The organism is Pseudomonas putida, from assembly GCF_028682175.1.
GTDB classification, from domain to species: domain Bacteria; phylum Pseudomonadota; class Gammaproteobacteria; order Pseudomonadales; family Pseudomonadaceae; genus Aquipseudomonas; species Aquipseudomonas putida_AD.
The window spans coordinates 25,993-50,380 of sequence record NZ_JANHKS010000010.1 but is presented as its reverse complement, the minus strand read 5'-3'; the positions used below and the strand labels follow the sequence as shown (position 1 = coordinate 50,380).

Here is a 24,388-nt window from a genome sequence, read left to right as displayed (position 1 = left end):
TGGCCGATGCGCGTGAGGGTGTGGCTCTAATACCCCCTTGGCCCTGCGGTCGGGTAGACTGCCTGCCCACAGGCATATGCCACTAATTCATTGTCACCGTACGCAGGAGAATAAAAAGATGCTGAAGATCTGGGGTCGCAAGAATTCGTCCAACGTTCGCAAGGCGTTGTGGATCGCGCAGGAACTGGGGCTCCAATACGAGTCGATCAACGCGGGCGGCGCGTTCGGCCTCAACGATCAGCCTGAGTACCTGGCAAAGAACCCCAACGGCGTGGTGCCGATGATCGAAGACGGCGACTTCGTGCTGTGGGAATCCAACGCCATCGTGCGCTACCTGGCGGCGCAGTACGGTGCCGATGCGGCGCTTTATCCTGCCGACCCCAAAGCCCGGGCCCAGGCCGATAAATGGATGGACTGGACCACCTCGACTTTCGCCGGCCCTTTCCGCACCGTGTTCTGGGGCGTGCTGCGCACCCCGGCCGAGCAACAGGACTGGAACCAGATCAACGCCGCCAGGGCGACGGTCGAAAATCTGCTGCGCATCGTCGACAAGACCCTGGCGAGCCAGCCGTACCTCTCGGGCAATGAATTCGGCATGGGCGACATCCCGCTGGGCAGCTTTATCTACGCCTGGCTGGAAATGCCGATTGAACGTAGCGAGCTGCCTCACCTCAAAGCCTGGTACGAGCGCTTGCAGCAGCGTGAAGCCTATCGCACGGCGGTCATGACGCCGCTGACCTGAACGCCCGCCGCGTTGAATTAATATCTACTATCAATAGAACTCGCTGTACTTGCGCGGCCTCGGCAAGCACCATGGCTATCCGGGCCGCGTTTGCAACGGAATGTTTCAGTGGCGGTCGTTTTGTATCAGTCCTCTTTTCCCTTTTCCTTTTATTGGTGTGTTTTCAGTCATGAGTTCAGCTCTGTCCATCCGGCAGCTAACCAAGACCTACGGCAATGGATTCCAGGCCCTCAAGGGCATCGATCTGGACGTTGCCGAGGGTGATTTCTTCGCATTGCTCGGCCCTAACGGTGCCGGCAAATCCACCACCATCGGCATCATCTCGACCCTGGTCAACAAGACCACCGGCACGGTGAACATCTTCGGCAACGACCTGGACCGCAATCCGGCGCAACTCAAGCGCTCGATTGGCGTAGTGCCCCAGGAGTTCAACTTCAACCAGTTCGAGAAGACCTTCGACATCGTGGTGACCCAGGCCGGTTACTACGGCATTCCGCCGAAGATCGCCAAGGAGCGCGCCGAGCAGTACCTGACCCAGCTCGGGCTGTGGGACAAGCGCGCAGTGCCGTCGCGGTCACTTTCCGGCGGCATGAAACGCCGTTTGATGATCGCCCGCGCGCTGATTCACGAGCCGCGCCTGTTGATCCTTGATGAGCCGACTGCGGGCGTGGACATCGAACTGCGCCGTTCGATGTGGACCTTCCTCACCGAGCTCAACGAGAAGGGCATCACCATCATCCTCACCACCCACTATCTGGAGGAGGCTGAGCAGCTGTGCCGCAACATCGGCATCATCGACCACGGCACCATCATCGAAAACACCGGGATGAAGACGCTGCTCAACAAGCTGCACGTCGAGACTTTCCTGCTGGACCTCAAGGATCCGATGGCCGTTGCGCCGCTACTTGCCGGCTATCCGTCGCGTCTGGTGGATAACCATACTCTTGAAGTGCAGGTGGACAAGACCATCGGCATTACCGCGCTGTTCGGTCAACTGGCCCTGCAAAACGTTCAGGTGCTGAGCCTGCGCAATAAAACCAATCGCCTTGAGGAGCTGTTCGTGGGGCTGGTCGAGAAGAATCTGTCGAAGGTGGCGGTATGAGTTCGGAGCTGCGCCCCAACCTGATCGCCATGAACACCATCGTCTACCGGGAAGTGCGTCGCTTCATGCGCATCTGGCCGCAGACCCTGCTGCCGCCTGCGATCACCATGGTTCTGTACTTCGTGATCTTCGGCAACCTGATCGGGCGGCAGATCGGCGACATGGGTGGCTTCACCTACATGCAGTACATCGTGCCGGGCCTGATCATGATGTCGGTGATCACCAACTCCTATGGCAACGTGGTGTCCAGCTTCTTCGGCGCCAAGTTCCAGCGCTCGGTGGAAGAGCTGATGGTGTCCCCGGTGTCGCCGCACACGATTCTGATCGGCTTCACCCTGGGCGGGATGCTGCGCGGGTTGATGGTGGGTGTCATCGTCACCATTCTGTCGATGTTCTTCACTGACCTGCAGGTGCACCATCTGGGCGTGACCATCGTCGTGGTGCTGCTGACCGCAACGATCTTCTCGCTGCTGGGTTTCATCAACGCTGTCTTCGCACGTAACTTCGACGATATCTCGATCATCCCGACCTTCGTCCTGACCCCGCTGACGTACCTGGGCGGTGTGTTCTACTCGATCAACCTGCTGCCGCCGTTCTGGCAGACAGTGTCCCTGGCCAACCCTGTGCTGCACATGGTCAACGCCTTCCGCTTCGGGATCCTGGGTGTGTCGGACATCAAGATCAGCATCGCCCTGGCGTTCATGGTCGTGGCGACCATCGTGCTGTACCTGGGCTGCGCTCGCCTGCTGGTGAGTGGGCGCGGGATGCGGCAATAGCTATCTGCCAACCCTGTGGGAGCGGGCTCGCCCGCGAATAGGTCCATTCGACACATTCGTTGTGCCGGTCGGGCCCGATTCGCGGGCGAGCCCGCTCCCACAGTGGATTGCCTTGAGTTTCAAGAGCTGCGTTTGTGCTGACGCGCTTTCCACTGCCGTCCCACCCACCAACGCCAATACCCCATCGTCCCGAAGTACCCCACCAGCCCCAGCACGATCCCCGCCACCACAGATCCCAGCAAGAACGGCTGCCACAGCGTCGACAGCTGGCCGCTGATCCATTCCCAGCTCATTTCGTCCGGAAAACTGCGCGGCGGCAGGCCCATCAGCAGCGCGCCGATCTTGTAGGTGCAGTAGAACACCGGCGGCATGGTCAGGGGGTTGGTCAGCCAGCACAGGCTGACGGCAATCGGCATGTTGGCCCGTACCCAGACAGCCAGAAAGGCGGCCAGCAACATCTGCAGCGGCATGGGCATCAGCGCGGCGAACAGACCGATGCCCATGGCACGAGCCACGGAGTGCCGGTTCAGGTGCCAGAGGTTCGGATCGTGCAGCAGGCGCCCGAGAAAACGTAAGGACTTGTGTTCCCGGATGCTGTGCGGATCGGGCATGTAGCGTTTGATCAAGTGACGTGGCATTCGGTAATCCGGCGGCTGGACGGAAAAGTGCGGGCAAGTATGCATGGATGGTGACCGATGCAAATTCAGACTTTGTGACAATTAATAAAAAGCGCTCGCTGTCCAGTGGGCTAAGCCATGGGGGTGTCTTTCATACGTCTGCAAGGAAAGCCTTATGCGCACAGGGATGGTGGCGCTTGCGCTGGGGCTGTTGACCCTGCGCTTTCTGCCGGAATTACCGCCGGTCTGGTTGCTGCTGGTCATGCCGGTGCTGGGGTTGATGCTGCTGCCGTTTCGCACCTACCCGCTGGCGTTGTTTCTGTTCGGGCTGACGTGGGCCTGTGTGTCGGCCAAGTCCGCGCTGGATGATCGGCTGCCCGCGCGCCTCGATGGCCAGACCTTGTGGCTGGAGGGCAAGGTAGTGGGCCTCCCGGGTGCCGTGGACGGCGTGGTGCGGTTTCAGATCGACAGCCCGCAGTCCCGGCGTACGGCGCTGCCGCAACGCATCCGCGTCGCCTGGTACAACGGCCCTGCGGTGGGTTCAGGCGAGCGCTGGCGGCTGGCGGTCAAGCTCAAGCGTCCGGCGGGCCTGGTCAATCCGGGTGCGTTCGACTACGAGGCCTGGCTGCTGGCGCAGCGTGTGGGCGCAACCGGGACGGTGATCGACGGGCAGTTGCTTCAGGCGGCTGCTCCTTCCTGGCGCGATGGCGTTCGTCAGCGCTTGCTGGCGGTTGACGCACAGGGGCGTGAAGGCGCGCTGGCGGCACTGGTGCTGGGGGACGATTCCGGGCTGAGCGCCGCCGACTGGAAAGCCTTGCAGGACACCGGGACAGTTCATCTGCTGGTGATTTCCGGCACCCACATCGGGCTGCTGGCCGGGTTGCTTTATGCACTGGTAGCGGGCCTCGCACGCCTGGGCCTGTGGCCGCGCTTTGTGCCGTGGCTGCCCTCGGCGTGCGGCCTGGCGTTCGGCGGGGCGCTGGCCTATGGCTTGCTGGCGGGTTTCGAGGTGCCGGTGCAGCGCGCCTGCGTGATGCTCGGGCTGGTGCTGTTGTGGCGGCTGCGCTTCCGGCATCTGGGCATGACCTGGCCTTTTCTGATCGCCTTGAATCTGGTGTTGATCGCCGAACCGCTTAGCAGCCTGCGGCCGGGGCTGTGGCTTTCGTTCGCGGCGGTGGCGATCCTCATGCTGATTTTCGGTGGTCGCCTGGGAGGCTGGAGCTGGCTGCAGAGCTGGTCGCGGGCACAGTGGCTGATTGCCCTGGGGTTGCTGCCTGCGTTGCTGGCGTTGAATCTTCCGGTGAGCCTGAGCGGTCCGCTGGTCAATCTGGTGGCAGTGCCCTGGGTCAGCGTTTTCATCCTGCCGCTGGCGCTGTTCGGCACACTTCTTCTCGGGCTTGAGCCGATTGGCCAGGGATTGCTCTGGCTGGCAGGCGGCTCGATGGAGTGGCTGTTCGCTTTTCTGGGCTGGGCGGCGGACCTGCAGCCTGCCTGGACCGGCCCGGCCGTACCGCCTTGGGTCTGGCCGCTGAGCCTGCTGGGCGCGTTCCTGCTGTTGCTGCCCAGAGGCTTGCCAATGCGCCCGCTGGGTTGGCCCATGTTGTTGCTGTGTGTGTTCGCGCCGCAGAAGAGCCTGGCGCCCGGCCGCGTCGAAGTGATGCAACTGGACGTGGGGCAGGGCCTGGCAATCCTGCTGCGCACTAAGGGGCACAGCTTGCTGTATGACGCGGGGCCCAGGGTCGGGGATGTCGATATCGGCGAGCGGGTGGTGCTTCCCGCGATCCGCCGGGCGGCAGTCAGGCAACTGGACATGATGCTGCTCAGTCATGCCCATCTGGACCACATCGGCGGTGCCCAGGCCATCGTGCGCGCGCTGCCGGTGACCAGAGTCCTGGCCGGTGACCATCAGCGCATGCCCCGCTCACTGCGCGGCGACGCCTGCCGGGATGGCGAGACATGGACCTGGGACGAAGTGACGTTCACCACCTGGGTCTGGAGTCAGGCGAAAGAGAGCAACCCTGCCTCCTGCGTGCTGCGGGTCGAAGCCAACGGCGAACGGCTGCTGCTGACCGGCGACATCGATGTGCACGCCGAACGCGCCATGCTGGCCCAGGGGTTTGATGTCAGGGCCGACTGGCTGCAATCGCCCCATCACGGCAGCCGCAGTTCTTCGTCCCAGGCGTTCCTGCGGGCCGTGGGGCCTCGCGCTGTGTTGATTTCCCGTGGACGCAACAACACCTTTGGTCATCCACACCCGCTGGTGATGGCACGCTATCAGCGACTGGGCATGCAGATTCACGACAGTGCCGAGCTGGGTGCCATCACCTTGCAATTAGGCGAGTTCGGGGACGCCCGGGCCGAGCGTAGGACGCGTCACTTCTGGCGTGAATGAAATGGCTGGTTTTTCGTCGCCGGGTTCGGTGAGGCTGCGACGCTATGTTAGAGTACCGCCACTTTTTTTCAGGGGGTGGTCGCTGTGTGGGAGCTGGTCAAATCTGGTGGCTGGATGATGCTACCGATCATTTTGAGTTCCATCGCCGCCGTCGGGATCATCATCGAGCGCCTGTGGACCCTGCGCGCCAGCCGCATTACGCCACCGCATCTGCTCGGTCAGGTGTGGCGCTGGATCCAGGACAAACAACTGAGCAGCGACAAGCTCAAGGAGCTGCGCGCCGACTCGCCGCTGGGTGAAATCCTGGCGGCAGGCCTGGCCAACTCCCGGCATGGTCGCGAGATCATGAAAGAGTGCATCGAGGAAGCCGCCGCCCGGGTCATTCATGATCTGGAACGCTATCTGGCAACCCTGGGTACCATCGCCGCGATGGCGCCGCTGCTGGGGCTGCTGGGCACCGTGCTCGGCATGATCGACATCTTCAGTTCGTTCACTGCCACCGGCATGACCGGCAACGCAGGCATGCTCGCCGGCGGTATCGCCAAGGCGCTGATCTGCACCGCTTCGGGCCTGACCGTGGCGATTCCTGCGATTTTCTTCCATCGTTACCTGCAAAACCGGGTCGATGAGCTGGTCGTCGGCATGGAGCAGGAAGCCATCAAGCTGGTGGAAGTGGTGCAGGGCGACCGTGACGTCGACCTGACCGACGCCCAGCCAGACCTCAAGGCCGCAGCCCGTGGCGAGGGTCGCAAGAAGTGAAATTCCGCCGTCGCAAACCCCGGGAGACCATCGACATCAACCTGGTGTCGCTGATCGACGTGGTGTTCATCCTGCTGCTGTTCTTCGTGGTCACCACCACATTCACCCGCGAAACCCAGTTGCGCGTGGATCTGCCCCAGGCCGTGACCGGCGCCTCGGCCGACGATGTCGACAAGAAGCACGTCGACATCACCATCAATGCCGATGGCGTCTATTCGGTGAACAACACCCTGCTGGTCGACAGCAAGCTGGACACGTTGATCGATGCCCTGCAGAAGGAATCCGGGGGCGACACCAGCCTGCCGCTTTCCATCAGCGCCGACGGCAAGACCCCGCACCAGGCCGTCATCACTGCCATGGACGCTGCCGGGAAAATGGGCTTCGCCCATCTGCGCATGACCACTGTCGAGGCCGCCTCGGGTAACTGATGGCACTGACCGACCGCTTGCTCGATGCCTGGTACAACGGCCATCCGGCCCTGGCCTTGCTGCGTCCGCTGGAATGCCTGTATCGCCGGGTGGTCAACGGCAAGCGCGCGCGGTTCGTGGCGGGGCAGGGCGACATCTACAAGGCGCCGGTACCGGTAATCGTGGTGGGCAATATCACGGTGGGCGGTACGGGCAAGACGCCGCTGATCCTGTGGATGATCGATTACTGCCGCCGTCGCGGGTTGCGGGTGGGCGTGGTCAGCCGTGGCTACGGTGCCAGGCCGCCGAGCCTGCCGTGGCGGGTATTGGCGCAGCACAGCGCCGATCAGGTCGGGGACGAGCCGCTGCTGATCGTCAAGCGCACCGGCGTGCCGCTGATGATCGACCCGGATCGCGCACAAGCGGTCCGTGGCCTGCTGGCACAGGAGCCGCTGGACCTGATCCTCACCGACGACGGCCTGCAGCATTATCGCCTGGCCCGGGACCTTGAACTGGTGCTGATCGACGCCGCCCGTGGCCTGGGCAATCGCCGCTGCCTGCCTGCTGGTCCCTTGCGTGAGCCGGTGGAGCGTCTGCAGAGCGTCGATGCGCTGCTGTACAACGGCGCCAGCGAGGACCGCGACGATGGCTACGCCTTCAAGCTGCAGCCGTCGGCACTGGTCAACCTGCTGACCGGCGAGCGCCAGCCTGTGGACTATTTCCCGGCCGGCCAGGCGCTGCACGCGGTCGCCGGTATCGGTAACCCCCAGCGTTTCTTCAACACCCTCGAAGGGCTACACTGGCGGCCTGTTCCCCATGCATTCGCCGATCATGCCGTTTTCAGCCCGCAGGCGCTGGCGTTCACGCCGGACCTGCCGTTGGTCATGACCGAAAAAGACGCCGTGAAGTGTTCATCCTTTGCGGCGGCCAACTGGTGGTACCTGGCGGTAGAGGCCGTGCCCTCCGCAGCGTTCGTCAGTTGGTTCGATTCCCAGTTAAACCGCCTTCTTCCATGACTCGTTCAGGATCTCCTATGGACACCAAATTGCTCGACATCCTCGCCTGCCCGGTCTGCAAGGGTCCGCTCAAGCTCAGCGCCGACAAGACCGAGCTCATCAGCAAGGGCGCAGGCCTTGCGTTCCCGATCCGCGACGGCATTCCTGTCATGCTGGAAAGCGAAGCCCGCACCCTGACCACCGACGAGCGTCTGGACAAATGACCGCAGCGTTTACCGTTGTCATCCCGGCGCGTTACGGCTCCAGCCGTTTCCCCGGCAAGCCGCTGAAAACCATCGCCGGCAAGCCGATGATCCAGCACGTCTGGGAACAGGCGCGCAAGAGCAGCGCCCAGCGCGTAGTCGTGGCCACCGACGATCAGCGCATCGTCGAGGCCTGCCAGGCATTCGGCGCCGAGGTCCTGATGACCCGCGACGACCACAACTCCGGCACCGACCGCCTGGCTGAAGTGGCTTCGTTGCTGGGGCTGGCCAACGATGCCATCGTGGTCAACGTTCAGGGCGACGAGCCTATGATCCCGCCTGCAGTGATCGACCAGGTCGCTGATAACCTGGCGGCGCACACCGAGGCGCGCATGTCGACCCTGGCCGAGCCTATCGATGACGTGGCCGCGCTGTTCAATCCCAACGTGGTCAAGGTCAGTTCCGACCTCAATGGCCTGGCCCTGACCTTCAGCCGCGCGCCGCTGCCATGGGCGCGTGATGCCCTGGCCAAGAGCCGCGACGAATTGCCTGAAGGCGTGCCGTACCGTCGTCACATCGGCATCTATGCCTACCGCGCCGGTTTCCTGCATGACTTCGTCAGCTGGGGCCCGTGCTGGCTGGAAAACACCGAGAACCTGGAGCAGTTGCGCGCCTTGTGGCATGGCGTGCGTATCCACGTTGCCGACGCGCTGGAAGCACCGCCCGCCGGTGTGGACACTGCCGAGGATCTGGAACGCGTGCGCCGTCTGCTGGAGGTTTGATGTTGCACGTGCAATCGGATGTTTCTCTCAAGCCGTTCAACACCTTTGGCGTTGAGGTCAAGGCGCGCTGGTTCGTCGAAGCTCACAACGACAGCGACGTGCGTGATGCGCTGGCCTGGGCCTCTGAAAAGAACGTCGAAGTGCTGGTGGTCGGCGGCGGCAGCAACCTGCTGCTGACCGGCGACATCGATGCGCTGGTGCTGCGCATGGCCAGCCGCGGGATTCGCATCACCCACGAAGACTGTGGAGGGGCGATTGTCGAGGCCGAGGCAGGCGAACCCTGGCATCCCTTCGTGCAGGATATGCTGGCGCGCGGATTGTCGGGGCTTGAAAACCTCAGCCTGATTCCCGGCACGGTCGGCGCTGCACCGATGCAGAACATCGGCGCTTATGGCGTCGAAATCAAGGATGTTTTCCACAGTCTGGTCGCGCTGGACCGTCAGACTGGCGAGTTGCGCGAGTTTGCGTTGCAGGACTGCGCCTTTGGCTATCGCGACAGCGTGTTCAAGCATCAGGTGGGGCGCTGGCTGATTCTGCGGGTCCGGTTCAAGCTGAGCTTTGCTGCGACGCTGCATCTGGATTACGGCCCAGTGCGCCAGCGTCTGCAGGAGCAGGGCATCGAGCAGCCGACGCCGATCCACGTCAGCCGTGCGATCTGCGCAATTCGCAGCGAGAAGTTGCCGGATCCCGCCGTGCTGGGCAATGCCGGCAGTTTCTTCAAGAATCCTGTGGTTCCTGCTGAACTGGCGGCGCGCATCAAACAGGAACATCCGGGGCTGGTGGCTTATCCACAGGCCGACGGGCAAGTGAAGCTTGCTGCTGGCTGGCTCATCGAGCAAGCCGGCTGGAAGGGCTTTCGCGAGGGAGATGCCGGTGTTCACGCCTTGCAGTCGCTGGTACTGGTGAACTACGGCGCTGCCACCGGGCTTGAGTTACTGAAGCTGGCGCAGCGCATCCAGGCCGATATTCTTGAACGCTTTGGTGTTTCGCTGGAAATGGAGCCTAACCTCTACTGAGGTTGGGCGTTCAGGCCCGGCTTTTGCTTTTACGACCTCATCGGCCATCCATGAGTAAGCGCCATGAACCAGACCCTGTGCGCCATCGTCCTTGCCGCCGGGCAGGGCAGCCGCTATCGGCAGGTGGCCGGCGAGCATCGCAACAAGCTCCTTGCGCAATGCACGGGGCGTGATGGCGTCGAGCGCTGCGTCCTGGAGCATGTGCTGTTCAATCTGAGCGCAACGGTCGACAAGATCGTGTTGCTGACCCGTCCCGATTATTCCTGTGTGGCAGAGATCGGCCTGCGCCATGGCTGTGAGGTGGTGGTGCTGGATTCATCAGGCATGGGCGACAGCATCGCTGCTGCGGTAGCGGCGCAGCCGAACCATCGCGGTTGGCTCATCGCCCTGGGCGACATGCCATTCATTCATCCGGATACCCTCGAAAAGGTGGCTGCCTCTCTGGAGCCGGGGGGGATCAGTGTGCCTGTCCATGATGGGCGGTACGGGCACCCCGTGGGGTTTGGTCGAGAGTTTGGACCTGCACTGATGGGGCTAGCCGGGGAGAAGGGCGCCAGACGCCTGTTCGAGGCCGCCGGGGTAATCGAGCTGGAGCTGAATGACCCAGGTGCTCTGTGGGATGTGGACGTGCCTTCGGCGCTGGTGTTCAGAGAAAAGCCTTGACGCACACTTCGTAGGAGCGCGCTTGCCCGCGATTGGCCGTGCAGGCGATGAAGATGAGTGGATGTGCCCGCGACAGGGCCGTGTCAGGCGATGAAGATGTGTCGGATGTACTCTGCGGGTGTAGGAGCGCGCTTGCCCGCGACGGGGCCGTGTCCGGCGATGGAGATGTGTCGGGTGTACCCCCGTCATCGCGGGCAAGCGCGCTCCTACAGGGCGGTGGTGTTCTTTCGTCTGGTGCAGATCCTGTAGGAGTGAGCTTGCTCGCGATTGGGCGGGTCAGACGATGGTGGATTGGCGGATGTGCCACCAAATCCCGGGCATAAAAAAGCCCCAGCTGCTTGCGCAGTTGGGGCTTTTTTTACCTGGAGATTACACGAGCGGTTTGTGCTCTTTGTTTTCTTCCAGTTCTTCACCGTTTTCAGTCACGACTTCCCGCGCTGGCTCGAAAGCTGGCGCAGGTGCTGCGGCTGCAGCGGCCTCCGCTTCTTTCTGCAGGCGTTCTGCTTCCAGGCGGCGACGGCGGACTTCACGAGGATCGTTCGGTGCGCGACCTGAGCTTGCCATTGGCAGCGCAGGCTTGTCTTCTACCGGAGCTGGAGCCGGCTCGACCGCAGCAGGGGCTGCGACGATTTCCGGGGCGGCCAGTTCAACCGGTGCAGGTGCCGGAGCAACCACTTCAGCGACGACTGGCTGTTCAACCACTGGCTTCTCGACAACCGGCTGTTCAACCGCAGGCTGTTCAACAACGATCTCGGCGGCTTTCGGCGCTTCGACAGGAGCTGCGGCAACAGGGGCCTCGACGACCGGAGCCGGTGCCGGAGCAACAGGCGCTGGGGCGACAGCTTCAACCGCTGGCGCTTCAACATCAGCTGGGGCGTCAACTTGTTCGGCTTCAGCGGCGGCTTTCACCTGGCGCTCGAACGGGCTGAGGCTGGCGTCGAACTGTGCCACTGCAACTTCCGGCAGGATCGAGCGCTTGGCCGGTGCTGCTGGAGCCTCGACAACTTCCTGCTGAACCACTTCGGCTTCAACGACAGTCGCTTCGACAGCGGCAGTTGCACGCTCGGCCTGACGATTCGCATCGGCTTCGGCTGGGGCGCTGATCACGCTTTCTGCAACGGCGGCAGTCACAGCCAGGCCTGCGGCGATTTCCGCGCCGGTGCCTTCGCTGCGTACGGTTGCGTTCGCGGCGGACGGTTCCTGTTCGCCTTCGTTGCCTTCGCCGTTCTCGATCACGTCACCGTTGGCGTCACGTTGACGCTCACGGCGGTTGCTGCGACGACGCTGGCCACGGGAGCGACGACGAGGACGATCGCCTTCGGCGGCTTCCTGGTTGTCATCCTGCAGCTCTTCGCTGTTCGGCAATGCTTCGTCTTCGGCTGCTACAGCGGCCTGTTCGGCGCGTGGCTGGCGTTCTTCACGCGGTGGACGTGGCTGACGCTCTTCACGCGGGGCGCGCTCAGGGCGTTCTTCACGTGGCACGTTGACGGCAGGAGCGGCGTCCAGCGGCTCGCGCAGTTCACGCACGCGCTCTTCACGCGGCTTGCGCTCACGCGGTGCACGCTCTTCACGAGGGGCACGCGGTGCGCGTTCTTCACGCGGTGCGCTGTCTTCGCGGGCTTCACGTGGCTCGCGAGGAGCACGTTCTTCACGCGGGGCACGTTCCTCGCGCGGTGCACGCTCTTCACGAGGTGCACGCTCTTCGCGTGGGGCGCGTTCTTCACGCTCGGCACGCGGCGCACGTTCTTCACGCGGCTTGCGCTCTTCATCGCGGCGGCCGTTACGGCTGCGGCTCTGCTGGCGACCGTTGCGGCGCTCTTCGTTGCGCGCAGGACGCTCGGCAACCGGTTTCTCGACCACGGCAGCCGGTGCGACAGGCTCTTCCTTGGTGGCGAACAGGCTCACCAGGGATTTCACCAGGCCCTTGAACAGGCTTGGCTCGTGAGCGACCGGAGCAGGGGCCACCGGTGCTGCGACTTCGGTCGGGACCGGAGCGTTGGCACGGGCAGGTGCGGTCTTGACTGCTGCTTCCTGGCGAACCAGGGTGCGGGTGGCTGCGGTCGGCTGGACTTCTTCGACTTCGGCGGCAGCGGCTGCGATCTCGTAGCTCGATTGCAGGCTGTGGGCTTCAGGGCTGTCGTCACGCAGGCGCTGCACTTCGAAGTGCGGCGTTTCCAGGTGATCGTTCGGCAGGATGACGATGCGCGCACGAGTACGCAGTTCGATCTTGGTGATCGAGTTGCGTTTCTCGTTGAGCAGAAACGCGGCGACCGGGATCGGCACCTGGGCGCGGACTTCGGCAGTACGGTCCTTCAGGGCTTCTTCTTCGATCAGGCGCAGGATCGCCAGCGACAGCGACTCGACGTCACGGATGATGCCGGTGCCGTTGCAACGCGGGCAGACGATGCCGCTGCTTTCGCCCAGGGATGGACGCAGGCGCTGACGGGACATTTCCAGCAGGCCGAAGCGCGAGATGCGGCCAACCTGAACGCGGGCGCGGTCGGCTTCCAGGCTTTCGCGGACTTTCTCTTCCACGGCGCGCTGGTTCTTGGCCGGGGTCATGTCGATGAAGTCGATGACGATCAGGCCGCCGATGTCGCGCAGACGCAGTTGACGGGCGATTTCCTCAGCCGCTTCAAGGTTGGTCTGCAGGGCGGTTTCTTCGATGTCGCTGCCTTTGGTGGCGCGCGCCGAGTTGATGTCGATGGACACCAGGGCTTCGGTCGGATCGATGACGATGGAGCCACCGGAAGGCAGTTCGACGACGCGCTGGAAGGCGGTTTCGATCTGGCTTTCGATCTGGAAGCGGTTGAACAGCGGAACGCTGTCTTCGTACAGCTTGATCTTGCTGGCGTACTGCGGCATCACCTGGCGGATGAAGGTCAGGGCTTCTTCCTGGGCTTCGACGCTGTCGATCAGGACTTCACCAATGTCCTGGCGCAGGTAGTCGCGGATGGCGCGGATGATGACGTTGCTTTCCTGGTAGATCAGGAACGGCGCGGCGCGATCCTGGGACGCTTCCTTGATGGCGGTCCACAGTTGCAGCAGGTAATCGAGGTCCCACTGCATTTCTTCGCTGCTGCGGCCAAGGCCGGCAGTGCGCACGATCAGGCCCATGTCGGCCGGGGCGATCAGGCCGTTCAGCGCTTCACGCAGTTCGTTGCGCTCTTCGCCTTCGATGCGGCGCGAGATGCCGCCGGCACGCGGGTTGTTGGGCATCAGCACCAGGTAACGACCGGCCAGGCTGATGAAGGTGGTCAGGGCGGCGCCCTTGTTGCCACGTTCTTCTTTCTCGACCTGAACGATGACTTCCTGGCCTTCGCTCAGGACGTCCTTGATGTTGACGCGGCCTTCAACGGACTTCTTGAAGTATTCGCGGGAGATTTCCTTCAGCGGCAGGAAGCCGTGACGCTCGGAGCCGAAGTCGACGAAAGCCGCTTCCAGGCTCGGCTCGATGCGCGTGATCCGGCCTTTGTAGATGTTGGCCTTCTTCTGTTCGCGGGCCCCGGATTCGATGTCCAGGTCGTATAGGCGCTGGCCGTCTACCAGCGCAACACGCAACTCTTCGGGTTGAGTTGCGTTAATCAGCATTCTTTTCATGTAGTACCGTCGGTTTCCGGGCTGCCGGAAACGGCGTTCGGCACACACGACTTCTCACGGTCGGTGTCAGGGCACGTCAGGAGTGCTTGAACACTCCAGTGTCTAACGATGTTCGGCCAGCGGGGCCGGAGTCGCGACGACGTTTCCTGCTTGCTGTGGTGACAAATGACACCCTGTCAGCAAAAGCTTTGTCAGGAGGAGGAATCAACCATCGGTAGCGGACGGGGTTAAGCGTCTTGATAAAGCCTTGTGCTACACAGTCCGACGGTTGTGCGTCTCCACCCCACACGTATCCCTGATAATTCGGGTGCTGCCGCGCGCTGAATCCGCAGCGGGTTTGCATTTACGCGAGCTTCGATGGGAAGTTCGCGCCTCATGGCTCAAATTAAGGCGTGGTTTGCGAAACGTTCGCCCGGATCGATCACCAGCGACTGCACTTTGTGAACTGCCCTGGAACGTGGGCCTCGATGGCGAGTGATTGACTCTGCGATCGGACTTGGTTCAGGCCTCATGTCACCTGCGCCTGTTACGCCTGCTGACCTTCCGTTGTCACCGAAAGTCCCGTGGGACGGCCTCGCGCCCCTGTGAATTGCGTTGGTCAGGGCCGGCTGTTTTGCCGTTGGTCCGCTGTCCAGGCCGCTTTTGGCGGCGTTCGCGACTATAGCAGCAATCATTAAGTGCTTCAAATCCATAAAAAATTGTTATGATTTGCGGCATGACGAATTCTACTCCTCCAACCCCCGGCGTTCAGCTGGTAGAGGTTGCCCCGGAACTTGCCGGTCAACGCATCGATAATTTTCTGATCACGTACCTCAAGGGCGTTCCCAAGACCTTGATTTACCGCATATTGCGCAAGGGCGAAGTGCGAGTGAACAAGGGCCGGATCAAGCCGGAGTACAAGCTTCAGGCGGGCGATATCGTGCGCGTTCCACCCGTTCGAGTGCCTGAGCGCGACGAACCGGTGCCTGTCGCCCAGGCTTTGCTGCAGCGTCTGGAAGCGGCCATCATCCACGAAGACAAGGGCCTGATTGTCCTCAACAAGCCCGCTGGCATCGCGGTTCATGGCGGCAGCGGCCTGAGTTTCGGCGTGATCGAAGCCTTTCGTCAGTTGCGTCCCGACGCCAAGGAGCTGGAGCTGGTCCATCGCCTTGACCGGGACACCTCGGGCCTGCTGATGATCGCCAAAAAGCGCAGCATGCTGCGGCATCTGCACGAGCAGTTGCGCGGTGACGGCGTCGACAAGCGCTACATGGCGCTGGTGCGCGGCAACTGGCCGACGTCGCAGAAGCAGGTCCGCGCGCCGTTGCTCAAGAGCAACCTGCGTTCGGGCGAGCGCATGGTCGAGGTCAACGACGAGGGCAAGGAGGCGCTGACCCTGTTCAAGGTGCTGCGCCGCTTCGGCGATTTCGCGACCATGGTCGAGGCGCGGCCGATTACCGGGCGTACCCACCAGATTCGCGTGCATGCCCTGCATGCCGGGCACAGCATTGCCGGCGACAGCAAGTACGGCGACGAAGATTTCACCAAGGAAATTCGTGATCTGGGCGGCAAGCGTCTGTTCCTGCATGCCTACGCCCTGACCGTGCCGCTGCCCGATGGCAGCAAGCTCGAATTGACAGCCCCTGTCGATGACATGTGGGCCAGTACCGTGGAGCGATTGCTGAGTGCGCCGTGATTACGATCTGCTGATTTTCGACTGGGATGGCACGCTGTCCGATTCCATTGGCCGGATTGTCGTCGCCATGCGCGAAGCCGCAGGGCTTGCCGGGCGGCCGGTGCGTGATGATTTCGCGATCAAGGGCATCATCGGCCTCGGCTTGCCGGAGGCGATCCGCACCCTTTACCCGGATATCACCACCAACGACCTGATAGATTTTCGCCAGCACTACGCCGATTGCTACATGGCGATGGATGTCGAGCCGTCGAAGCTGTTTGACGGTGTGCTTGAATCCCTGGAAGCGTTCCGCGCCGAGGGCTATTGCATGGCTGTCGCGACCGGCAAGGCCCGCCGCGGGCTGGACCGAGTGCTCAAGGCCCATGGCTGGCTGGATTATTTCGATGCCACCCGCGCGGCGGATGAAACTGCCAGCAAGCCCGACCCTCTGATGCTCAATGAAATCATGGCGCATTGCGCGGTGCCGCCTGCGCGCTCGCTGATGGTGGGCGATGCGTCGTTTGACCTGATGATGGCGCGCAATGCGGGCATGGATTCGGTCGCGGTCGGTTACGGCGCCCAGGCGCTGGACTCCCTGCGCCAGTACGAGCCGCGTCTGGCCATCGAACATTTTTCCGAATTGCGCACCTGGTTGGGTGCGCGGACTGCCTAATCTCTGTTGTCGGGGTAATTGATCTATGTCGGACGAATGGAAATCACCGTCTTCGCAAGAGCGCGACGATACCGGTGACGCAAAAAGCTGGAAGCTTTTGGAGAAGACCCTGCTGGCGGGCGTGCAGGAGCAGCGCCGCTCCCGTCGCTGGGGGATTTTCTTCAAATCCCTGACCTTTGTTTATCTGTTTGTTGCGCTGGCGATCTTTTCGCCGCTGATGGACCTGGGCAAGGGTGCGTCACGCAAGACCAGCCACACTGCGCTGATCGAAGTGAAGGGCATGATCGCCGACACTGAGCCTGCGAGTGCGGACAACATCGTCGGCAGCCTGCGCGCGGCCTTCGATGACGAGAAAACCAAGGGCGTGATCCTGCGCATCAACAGCCCGGGCGGCAGTCCGGTGCAGTCGGGTTACATCTACGATGAAATCCGCCGTCTGCGCGCCAAGAAGCCGGAGATCAAGGTCTATGCGGTGATCACCGACCTGGGTGCATCCGGTGCGTACTACATCGCCAGCGCCGCCGACCAGATTTATGCCGACAAGGCCAGTCTGGTGGGTTCAATCGGCGTGACTGCTGCCAGTTTCGGTTTCGTCGGGACCATGGACAAACTGGGCGTGGATCGTCGCGTCTACACCTCGGGCGAGCACAAGGCGTTTCTCGATCCGTTCCAGCCGCAGAAGCCTGATGAGACAGCGTTCTGGCAGGGTGTGCTGGATACCACTCACAAGCAGTTCATTGCCAGCGTGAAAGCCGGTCGCGGTGACCGCCTGAAGGATAAGGATCATCCTGAGCTGTTCTCGGGCCTGGTCTGGACCGGTGAGCAGGCAGTCGGCCTGGGGTTGGTGGACGGGTTGGGCAGTGCCAGTTATGTGGCGCGGGATGTGATCGGCGAGAAAGAGATGGTCGATTACACCGTGCAGGAATCGCCGTTTGATCGTTTCTCCAAGAAGCTGGGTTCCAGCGTGGCGGAGAAGATTGCAATGTGGGCGGGTTTCAACGGGCCGTCGTTGCGTTGATCGATGCGTCATAAAAAGAACCCGGCCATTGGTCGGGTTTTTTTGTGTGTCCGAGAATGTCCCCGCCGGCAAGCCGTGCTGCTACGGGGGAGCGGTGGAGGCTTTGTAGCAGCACGGCTTGCCGGCGGGAGCGGTCTTGAGGGTGTCGCTGGATCAGGGGATCTCGACCCCCTCGGCCAGCAGCATATCCACCAGCCTTATTAAAGGCAGGCCGATCAGGCTGGTGGCGTCCGAGCCCTCGGTGCTGCGGAACAGGCTCACTCCCAGGCCCTCGGCCTTGAAGCTCCCTGCACAGTCATACGGCTGCTCGGCATTGAGGTAGCGCGCGATGCGGTCGGTGTCCAGCTCGCGCATGTGCACGGTAAACGCCACGCAATCGACCTGGCACTGCCCGGTCTGGCTGTTATACAGCGCAAGGCCGGTCAGGAAGCTCACACTCTTGCCGCTGCTTGCACTCAGTTGCTCCAGCGCGCGTTCAAAGGTGTGAGGCTTGCCGAGAATCTGCTCGCCCAGCACGGCCACCTGGTCGGAGCCAATGATAAGATGGCCCGCAAATCGCCCTGCCAACGCCTGCGCTTTCTCGCAAGCCAGGCGCTTGACCAGTTCGATGGCAGGCTCGCCCGGACGATGGCTTTCGTCGATGTCAGGCGATGCGCAGACGAACGGTAGGCGCAGGCGTTCGAGCAATTCCCGGCGATAGGGCGAGCTTGAGGCAAGGAGCAGAGGCAGCATGGGGTTCTCCGAAACATGAAAGTCGAGTGTAATCAGCAGGTCAGGTTGCGAACAGCCCTGAATTTCCTTTGACAGTCGCAGGGCTCGTCCCTAGAATGCTGCGCCTATGTTGAATGACCCGATTCCACCTCACGTTGACCCGCGCAAATTGGCTGATCGCGGCACTACCCTTCAAGGGGAGTTGCTGCTGGCCGATTTGGAGAGACTCTGCGACCCGCTTGCTGACAATCTCGGTACAGTGCAGGCGAAATTCGTTTTTGAACGAGACGAGCGACGCTCTGTGGTTATCCACAGTGACATCGACGTCGAAGTCAAAATGGTTTGCCAGCGTTGTCTTGAGCTGGTCACCCTGCCGATCCACAGCGAATGCAGTTACGCCGTGGTGAAGGAGGGTGCAAATACCCAGTCGTTGCCGAAAGGCTATGACGTGCTGGAACTCGGCGAAGATCCATTGGATCTGAAGGCGCTAATCGAGGAGGAGCTTCTGCTCGCCTTGCCTATCGTGCCTGTTCATGATCCGAAAGAATGCCAGCAGCCGGCGGGCGCCGATGAGCCCGAACCGAGCGTGGACGAGGTAACGCGGTCCAACCCGTTCAGTGTATTGGCGCAGTTAAAGCGTGACCCAAACGTTTAGGAGTTAATCAATTATGGCTGTTCAGCAGAACAAAAAATCCCGCTCTGCCCGTGACATGCGCCGTTCGCACGACGCGCTCGAGGCTAGCACCCTGTCCGTGGAAAAGACCACTGGTGAAGTTCACCTGCGTCACCACGTATCGCCAGAAGGCGTATACCGTGGTCGTAAAGTGATCGACAAGGGCGCTGACGAGTAATTTCTTGTCCGCTCCGGTCATCGCGATCGACGCAATGGGCGGGGACTTCGGTCCCCGCAACATTGTTCAGGCCAGCATTGCCTGCCTGCTCGCACACCCCTCGCTCCACCTGACCCTCGTCGGTCACGCCTCCCTTCTTGAAGAGCTCATCGCCCACCACTCTGGTGTCGATCGTTCACGCCTGCACGTCGTCCATGCCAGCGAAGTGATCACGATGGATGACCGTCCGTCCCTGGCCCTGCGCGGCAAGCCGGATTCGTCCATGCGCGTGGCGCTGCGGCTGTTGGCCGATGGTCACGTCAAAGCGTGCGTGAGTGCGGGAAACACCGGCGCATTGATGGCGCTCTCCCGCTTCGTGCTCAAGACATTGCCCGGCATCGACCGCCCGGCGATGGTGGCGGCGATCCCGACGCAGACCGGTTACTGCCAGTTGCTGGACCTGGGGGCGAACGTCGATTGCAGTGCAGAGAATCTCTATCAGTTCGCCGTGATGGGCTCGGTGGCCGCCGAAGCGCTGGGAGTGCCGCGACCAAGGGTCGCACTGCTCAACGTCGGCACCGAAGACATCAAGGGCAACCAGCAGGTCAAGCTGGCCGCAAGCCTGTTGCAGGCGGCGCCTGGTCTCAATTACGTGGGCTTCGTCGAGGGTGACGGGCTGTACCGTGGCGAGGCCGATGTGGTGGTGTGCGACGGATTCGTCGGCAACATCCTGCTCAAATCGAGCGAGGGCCTGGCGACCATGATCGGTGAGAGAATCGAAACATTGTTCCGCCAGAATGTGCTCTCCAGGGCGGTAGGCGCGCTGGCGATGCCGTTGCTCAAGCGTCTCAAGGCGGATCTTGCGCCTGCGCGGCACAATGGCGCGAGCCTGCTGGGCCTGCAGGGGATCGTGGTCAAGAGCCATGGCTCGGCGGGCGTGCAGGGGTTCCAGAGCGCCATCGAGCGGGCGCTGATCGAGATTCAGGAAAACCTTCCACAGCGCCTTCATGGGCGTCTGGAAGAGTTGCTGTAGCCCGTCTTGCGCTAATATGTGACGCCTGTGACTGCTCAGTCATCCAACTGACCAGTTGCAACACATTGAATTTACTCATATTCGGTTCGTCCGGGTGTGTTTTTGACGACAATAATCAGGGGCTTGTTCATGTCTGCTTCCGTCGCATTCGTTTTTCCGGGCCAGGGCTCGCAGTCCCTCGGCATGCTCGCCGAGCTGGGCGCGCAGTACCCGCTGGTGCTGGATACGTTCAAAGAAGCCTCCGATGCCTTGGGCTACGACCTCTGGGCGCTGACCCAGCAGGGTCCGGAAGAAAACCTCAACCAGACCGACAAAACCCAGCCCGCCATCCTGACCGCCTCCATCGCCCTGTGGCGCCTGTGGCTGGCTGAAGGTGGCGCGCGTCCGGCATTCGTCGCCGGTCACAGCCTGGGCGAATACAGCGCGCTGGTTGCCGCTGGCAGCCTCTCGCTGGGCGATGCGGTCAAGCTGGTGGAGCGCCGCGGTCAACTGATGCAGGAAGCCGTGCCGGCCGGGCAGGGCGGCATGGCGGCCATCCTGGGTCTTGAAGACGCCGACGTGATCGCCGCCTGCGCCGAAGCTGCGCAGGGTGAAGTGGTCAGTGCCGTTAACTTCAACTCCCCGGGCCAGGTCGTGATTGCCGGTGCCAGAGCGGCGGTCGATCGCGCCATTGAAGTGTGCAAGGCCAAGGGCGCCAAGCGCGCACTGCCACTGCCGGTCAGCGTACCGTCGCACTGCGAACTGATGCGCCCGGCTGCCGAGCGTTTCGCCGAATCCGTGGCTGCCATCGCCTGGCAGGCGCCGCAGATTCCGCTGGTGCAGAACGTCACGGCCAGCGTGCCGGCCGATCTGGAAACGCTGAAGACCGATCTGCTGCAACAACTCTACAAGCCGGTTCGCTGGGTCGAATCGGTTCAGGCGCTGGCTGCCAAGGGTGCCTTGCAACTGGTCGAGTGCGGCCCGGGCAAGGTCCTGGCAGGCCTGAACAAGCGTTGCGCCGATGGCGTCAACACCTACAACCTCAATACACCGGACGCTTTCGCCGCCACCCGCGCGGCGCTGGCCTGATTTAAGGAGACGCTCACATGAGTCAGGGTAAAGTTGCACTGGTCACCGGCGCGAGCCGTGGCATTGGCCGGGCTATCGCTCTGGAATTGGGTCGTGCCGGTCTGACTGTCGTGGGTACCGCGACGTCCGAAGCCGGTGCCGAGAAGATCACCGCCTATTTCAAGGAAAACGGCGTCGAAGGCTTCGGCCTGGCGCTGGACGTGGGCAGTGACGAGTCGGTCAGCGCCGTGCTGGCCCAGATCACCGAGCGCGTTGGCGCGCCGTTGATCCTGGTCAACAACGCCGGCATCACCCGTGACAACCTGATGATGCGCATGAAGGATGACGAGTGGCATGACGTCATCAACACCAACCTGAACAGCCTGTATCGCCTGTCCAAGGGCGTTCTGCGCGGCATGACCAAGGCGCGTTGGGGTCGTATCATCAGCATTGGCTCGGTGGTGGGTGCCATGGGCAACGCAGGTCAAGTAAACTACGCCGCCGCGAAAGCGGGCCTTGAAGGTTTCAGCCGCGCACTGGCGCGTGAAGTCGGCTCGCGGGCAGTGACCGTGAACTCGGTGACCCCGGGCTTTATCGATACCGATATGACCCGCGAGCTGCCTGAGGCACAACGTGATTCCCTGACGGCCCAGATTCCTCTGGGTCGACTGGGGCAGGCAGAAGAGATCGCGCACGTGGTCGCTTTTCTTGCCTCGGAAGGTGCAGGCTACGTTACCGGGGCTACAATCCCCGTGAACGGCGGCATGTACATGTGACTTCCCGTATCGAAAAAATGTCATACGGGCTGTCTAAAATCCGTTATAAAGCTGAAATCTATTAATGGGTTGAGGGTCGATGGGCGTAGCGGGAATTGCGTTGAGCTTGAAAAGCGCAAAACCTCTTCTATACACTTACCCACCGGCCAGCTGCCCGAATTTGTCCACTAGGAGTTAAAACACGGTATGAGCACCATCGAAGAGCGCGTCAAGAAAATCGTTGCCGAACAACTTGGCGTCAAGGAAGAGGAAGTGGTCAACACTGCTTCTTTCGTTGAAGACCTGGGTGCCGACTCCCTTGACACCGTTGAGCTGGTAATGGCTCTGGAAGAGGAATTCGAGACCGAAATCCCAGACGAAGAAGCCGAGAAGATCACCACTGTTCAAGCTGCTATCGATTACGTCACTAGCCACCAGGCTTAAGACTTTTTAATCGTCGCTTGCTGTCATGGGAAAACCGCACTGCCTCAGGCGTGCGGTTTTTTCTTTAAGCAGGGCAGCGTTTCGTCAATAGAAATAAGGAGAGTCCTGTGTCGCGTAGACGCGTCGTGGTCACCGGTATGGGTATGCTGACGCCATTGGGCAACGATGTGCCCAGCACCTGGCAAGGCATTCTGGCCGGCCAGAGTGGCATTGGCCCCATCGAACACACGGACCTTTCGGCTTACACGACCCGCTTTGGCGGCTCGGTCAAGGGATTCAAGGTCGAGGAATATCTGTCGCCCAAAGAGGCGCGCCGTCTTGATCTCTTCATCCAGTACGGTCTGGCTGCCAGCTTTCAGGCAGTGCGCAATGCCGGTATTGAAATCACTGATGCCAACCGTGAGCGCGTCGGCGTTGCCATGGGTTCGGGTATCGGTGGTCTGACCAATATCGAGAACACTGCCCGCCTGATGCAGGATCAGGGGCCTGGCAAGATCTCCCCGTTCTTCGTACCGGGTTCGATCATCAACATGATTTCCGGCTTCCTGTCGATCCATCTGGGCGCACAGGGGCCTAACTACGCGATTGCCACGGCGTGCACCACCAGCACCCATTGCATCGGCATGGCGGCACGCAACATCGCCTACGACGAAGCCGACGTGATGATCGCCGGCGGCGCCGAAATGGCTGCCTGCGGCCTGGGCATGGGCGGCTTTGGCGCCTCGCGCGCACTGTCGACCCGCAACGATGAGCCGGCCCGTGCCAGCCGTCCGTGGGACAAGGGCCGTGATGGCTTCGTGCTGTCCGATGGTGCCGGTGCGCTGGTGCTCGAAGAGCTCGAACACGCCAAGGCGCGCGGTGCGACCATCTATGCCGAGATCATCGGCTTTGGCATGAGCGGCGACGCGTTCCACATGACCTCGCCTCCCGAAGATGGCGCAGGTGCCGCACGCTGCATCACCAATGCGCTGCGTGACGCGAAGATCAGCCCTGACCAGGTGCAGTACATCAACGCTCATGGCACTTCGACCCCGGCCGGTGACCTGGCTGAAGTCAACGCGATCAAGTCGGTGTTCGGCGAGCACGCCTACAAGCTGGCCGTCAGTTCAACCAAGTCCATGACCGGTCACTTGCTGGGTGCGGCGGGCGCGATCGAAGCGATCTTCAGCGTGCTGGCGATCAACGGCCAGGTGGCACCTCCGACCATCAACCTGGACGAGCCGGGCGAGGGTTGCGATCTGGACTTCGTGCCGCACGAACCGCGTCGCATGCCGATCGATATCGTCGTCTCCAACTCCTTCGGCTTTGGTGGCACCAACGGCTCGCTGGTGTTCCGCCGGTACGCCGAATGACGTTGTGCTGGATCGATGGCGCGCCCGGCGACTCGCTGTCCGTCAAGGATCGCGGGCTCGCCTACGGTGATGGCCTGTTCGAGACCATTCTGGTCAAGGCTGGCCAGCCATTGCTCTTCGAGCGTCACCTGCAGCGCCTGGCGCTGGGCGGGCGACGCCTGGCGCTGGGCCTCGATCTTGCCTTGATCGAGAGCGAGTGCCAGGGGTTCGCCGCGCAGTTGGTCGAAGGGGTGATGAAGCTGATCGTCACCCGTGGCGATGGCGTGCGCGGTTATGCGCCTGCCACCGATGCCCGACCGCGCCGTATCCTGCAAGGCAGCCCGCTGCCTGCTTACCCTGCGGCGCACGCGGAGCAGGGCATCAAGTTGTTTCCCTGCCGGACGCGGCTCGCCGAACAGCCTCTGCTGGCCGGGCTCAAGCACCTCAACCGGCTGGAGCAGGTCATCGCCCGCAGCGAGTGGAGCGATACCGAGCACGCCGAGGGCCTGATGCGCGACACTACCGGGCGCATCATCGAAGGGGTCTACAGCAACCTGTTTCTGGTCAAGGGCGGCGTATTGCTCACCCCGGACCTGAGCCGTTGCGGTGTGGCCGGAGTCATGCGCGGCGAACTGCTGGCGCAGGCCGAGCAGATCAACCTGCCGGCGCGGGCACTGGACCTGCAACTGTCCGATCTGCAAAAGGCCGACGAAGTCTTTGTCTGCAACAGCGTCTATGGTATCTGGCCTGTTCGCCGATTCGAGCAACACAACTGGCCGCTCGGGCCTGTCACCCGTAAACTGCAAAACCTTGTTCGCGGGCTTCTGGATATCTGATT

Annotated in this window: 25 protein-coding genes; 22 read left to right on the top strand and 3 right to left on the bottom strand. The window is 62.2% G+C overall.

The genetic code is table 11. The features are described from left to right. Positions 1–118: 118 nt before the first annotated feature. The 3 genes from NPS29_RS09590 to NPS29_RS09580 all read left to right on the top strand — a co-directional run bounded on the left by NPS29_RS09590 (position 119) and on the right by NPS29_RS09580 (position 2,620). Positions 119–742 carry a glutathione S-transferase family protein gene (locus NPS29_RS09590; protein WP_274132222.1) on the top strand — a complete coding sequence of 208 codons (624 nt, stop codon included), beginning with the start codon at positions 119–121 and terminating at the stop codon, positions 740–742. Positions 743–911: 169 nt separating this feature from the next. Then, the gene (locus NPS29_RS09585) at positions 912–1,844 is read left to right on the top strand and encodes an ABC transporter ATP-binding protein (RefSeq protein WP_274132221.1); all 933 of its coding nucleotides are present in this window, start codon (positions 912–914) and stop codon (positions 1,842–1,844) included. Beyond that, positions 1,841–2,620 carry an ABC transporter permease gene (locus NPS29_RS09580; protein WP_274132220.1) on the top strand — a complete coding sequence of 260 codons (780 nt, stop codon included), beginning with the start codon at positions 1,841–1,843 and terminating at the stop codon, positions 2,618–2,620. Before NPS29_RS09585 ends, NPS29_RS09580 begins: the two co-directional genes overlap by 4 nt. Before the next feature lie 119 nt (positions 2,621–2,739). Here the strand turns inward: NPS29_RS09580 and NPS29_RS09575 are convergent, their stop codons facing one another. Next, complete coding sequence (locus tag NPS29_RS09575) at positions 2,740–3,258, bottom strand: DUF2062 domain-containing protein (RefSeq protein WP_274132219.1); 519 nt, start codon at positions 3,256–3,258, stop codon at positions 2,740–2,742. A 154-nt stretch (positions 3,259–3,412) separates the two neighbouring features. Between NPS29_RS09575 and NPS29_RS09570 the strand changes: the two genes are divergently transcribed. The 8 genes from NPS29_RS09570 (at position 3,413) to NPS29_RS09535 (ending at position 10,454) form a co-directional block, all read left to right on the top strand. Next, positions 3,413–5,629 (top strand): DNA internalization-related competence protein ComEC/Rec2, encoded by a 2,217-nt coding sequence (locus tag NPS29_RS09570; protein ID WP_274132218.1) that lies wholly within the window; start codon positions 3,413–3,415, stop codon positions 5,627–5,629. A gap of 84 nt (positions 5,630–5,713) precedes the next feature. Further along, positions 5,714–6,388 carry a MotA/TolQ/ExbB proton channel family protein gene (locus NPS29_RS09565; protein ID WP_274132217.1) on the top strand — a complete coding sequence of 225 codons (675 nt, stop codon included), beginning with the start codon at positions 5,714–5,716 and terminating at the stop codon, positions 6,386–6,388. Continuing rightward, entirely contained in the window at positions 6,385–6,816 is a 432-nt protein-coding gene (locus NPS29_RS09560) for an ExbD/TolR family protein (RefSeq protein ID WP_274132216.1), read from the top strand. Before NPS29_RS09565 ends, NPS29_RS09560 begins: the two co-directional genes overlap by 4 nt. After that, positions 6,816–7,811 (top strand): tetraacyldisaccharide 4'-kinase, encoded by a 996-nt coding sequence (gene lpxK / locus NPS29_RS09555; protein ID WP_274132215.1) that lies wholly within the window; start codon positions 6,816–6,818, stop codon positions 7,809–7,811. The genes NPS29_RS09560 and lpxK overlap by 1 nt, the downstream gene beginning before the upstream one ends. Positions 7,812–7,828: 17 nt before the next feature. Continuing rightward, complete coding sequence (locus NPS29_RS09550; protein ID WP_274132214.1) at positions 7,829–8,014, top strand: Trm112 family protein; 186 nt, start codon at positions 7,829–7,831, stop codon at positions 8,012–8,014. Continuing rightward, on the top strand, positions 8,011–8,775 hold the full coding sequence (gene kdsB, locus NPS29_RS09545; RefSeq protein ID WP_274132212.1) for a 3-deoxy-manno-octulosonate cytidylyltransferase: 765 nt from the start codon (positions 8,011–8,013) through the stop codon (positions 8,773–8,775). The genes NPS29_RS09550 and kdsB overlap by 4 nt, the downstream gene beginning before the upstream one ends. Beyond that, positions 8,772–9,791, top strand: a complete 1,020-nt coding sequence (gene murB / locus NPS29_RS09540) for a UDP-N-acetylmuramate dehydrogenase (RefSeq protein WP_274132210.1) — start codon at positions 8,772–8,774, stop codon at positions 9,789–9,791. Before kdsB ends, murB begins: the two co-directional genes overlap by 4 nt. A 63-nt stretch (positions 9,792–9,854) precedes the next feature. Continuing rightward, entirely contained in the window at positions 9,855–10,454 is a 600-nt protein-coding gene (locus NPS29_RS09535) for a nucleotidyltransferase family protein (RefSeq protein WP_274132209.1), read from the top strand. 369 nt (positions 10,455–10,823) lie between these two features. On the opposite strand, the gene rne is transcribed toward NPS29_RS09535, so the two are convergent. Beyond that, positions 10,824–14,054, bottom strand: a complete 3,231-nt coding sequence (rne, locus tag NPS29_RS09530; protein ID WP_274132208.1) for a ribonuclease E — start codon at positions 14,052–14,054, stop codon at positions 10,824–10,826. Positions 14,055–14,769: 715 nt separating this feature from the next. On the opposite strand from rne, the gene rluC reads away from it, so the two are divergent. The 3 genes from rluC to sppA are packed head-to-tail and all read left to right on the top strand — an operon-like array spanning position 14,770 to position 17,399. After that, the gene (gene rluC / locus NPS29_RS09525) at positions 14,770–15,729 is read left to right on the top strand and encodes a 23S rRNA pseudouridine(955/2504/2580) synthase RluC (RefSeq protein ID WP_274132206.1); all 960 of its coding nucleotides are present in this window, start codon (positions 14,770–14,772) and stop codon (positions 15,727–15,729) included. Further along, entirely contained in the window at positions 15,719–16,381 is a 663-nt protein-coding gene (locus NPS29_RS09520; protein WP_274132204.1) for an HAD-IA family hydrolase, read from the top strand. The genes rluC and NPS29_RS09520 overlap by 11 nt, the downstream gene beginning before the upstream one ends. Positions 16,382–16,406: 25 nt before the next feature. Continuing rightward, positions 16,407–17,399 carry a signal peptide peptidase SppA gene (sppA, locus tag NPS29_RS09515; protein WP_274132203.1) on the top strand — a complete coding sequence of 331 codons (993 nt, stop codon included), beginning with the start codon at positions 16,407–16,409 and terminating at the stop codon, positions 17,397–17,399. Between the two features lie 153 nt (positions 17,400–17,552). On the opposite strand, the gene NPS29_RS09510 is transcribed toward sppA, so the two are convergent. Further along, on the bottom strand, positions 17,553–18,131 hold the full coding sequence (locus tag NPS29_RS09510; protein ID WP_274132201.1) for a Maf family protein: 579 nt from the start codon (positions 18,129–18,131) through the stop codon (positions 17,553–17,555). A 106-nt stretch (positions 18,132–18,237) separates the two neighbouring features. Here NPS29_RS09510 and NPS29_RS09505 point away from each other — a divergent pair, with 106 nt between their 5' ends. The 8 genes from NPS29_RS09505 (at position 18,238) to pabC (ending at position 24,386) form a co-directional block, all read left to right on the top strand. Continuing rightward, complete coding sequence (locus NPS29_RS09505; protein ID WP_274132199.1) at positions 18,238–18,765, top strand: YceD family protein; 528 nt, start codon at positions 18,238–18,240, stop codon at positions 18,763–18,765. A gap of 13 nt (positions 18,766–18,778) precedes the next feature. Beyond that, a complete protein-coding gene (gene rpmF, locus NPS29_RS09500) occupies positions 18,779–18,961 on the top strand; it encodes a 50S ribosomal protein L32 (protein WP_003179396.1) in 183 nt (60 codons plus the stop codon). Between the two features lie 4 nt (positions 18,962–18,965). Then, complete coding sequence (gene plsX / locus NPS29_RS09495) at positions 18,966–19,973, top strand: phosphate acyltransferase PlsX (protein ID WP_274132198.1); 1,008 nt, start codon at positions 18,966–18,968, stop codon at positions 19,971–19,973. 129 nt (positions 19,974–20,102) lie between these two features. Beyond that, positions 20,103–21,041 (top strand): ACP S-malonyltransferase, encoded by a 939-nt coding sequence (fabD, locus tag NPS29_RS09490; protein ID WP_274132197.1) that lies wholly within the window; start codon positions 20,103–20,105, stop codon positions 21,039–21,041. Positions 21,042–21,058: 17 nt separating this feature from the next. Continuing rightward, the gene (gene fabG, locus NPS29_RS09485; RefSeq protein ID WP_274132196.1) at positions 21,059–21,796 is read left to right on the top strand and encodes a 3-oxoacyl-ACP reductase FabG; all 738 of its coding nucleotides are present in this window, start codon (positions 21,059–21,061) and stop codon (positions 21,794–21,796) included. Positions 21,797–21,982: 186 nt separating this feature from the next. After that, positions 21,983–22,219: an acyl carrier protein gene (gene acpP / locus NPS29_RS09480; RefSeq protein ID WP_003175607.1), complete on the top strand. Its 237-nt coding sequence runs from the start codon at positions 21,983–21,985 to the stop codon at positions 22,217–22,219. 107 nt (positions 22,220–22,326) lie between these two features. Next, the gene (fabF, locus tag NPS29_RS09475; protein WP_274132195.1) at positions 22,327–23,571 is read left to right on the top strand and encodes a beta-ketoacyl-ACP synthase II; all 1,245 of its coding nucleotides are present in this window, start codon (positions 22,327–22,329) and stop codon (positions 23,569–23,571) included. Next, on the top strand, positions 23,568–24,386 hold the full coding sequence (pabC, locus tag NPS29_RS09470) for an aminodeoxychorismate lyase (RefSeq protein ID WP_274132194.1): 819 nt from the start codon (positions 23,568–23,570) through the stop codon (positions 24,384–24,386). The genes fabF and pabC overlap by 4 nt, the downstream gene beginning before the upstream one ends. The last annotated feature ends 2 nt before the right edge of the window (positions 24,387–24,388 follow it).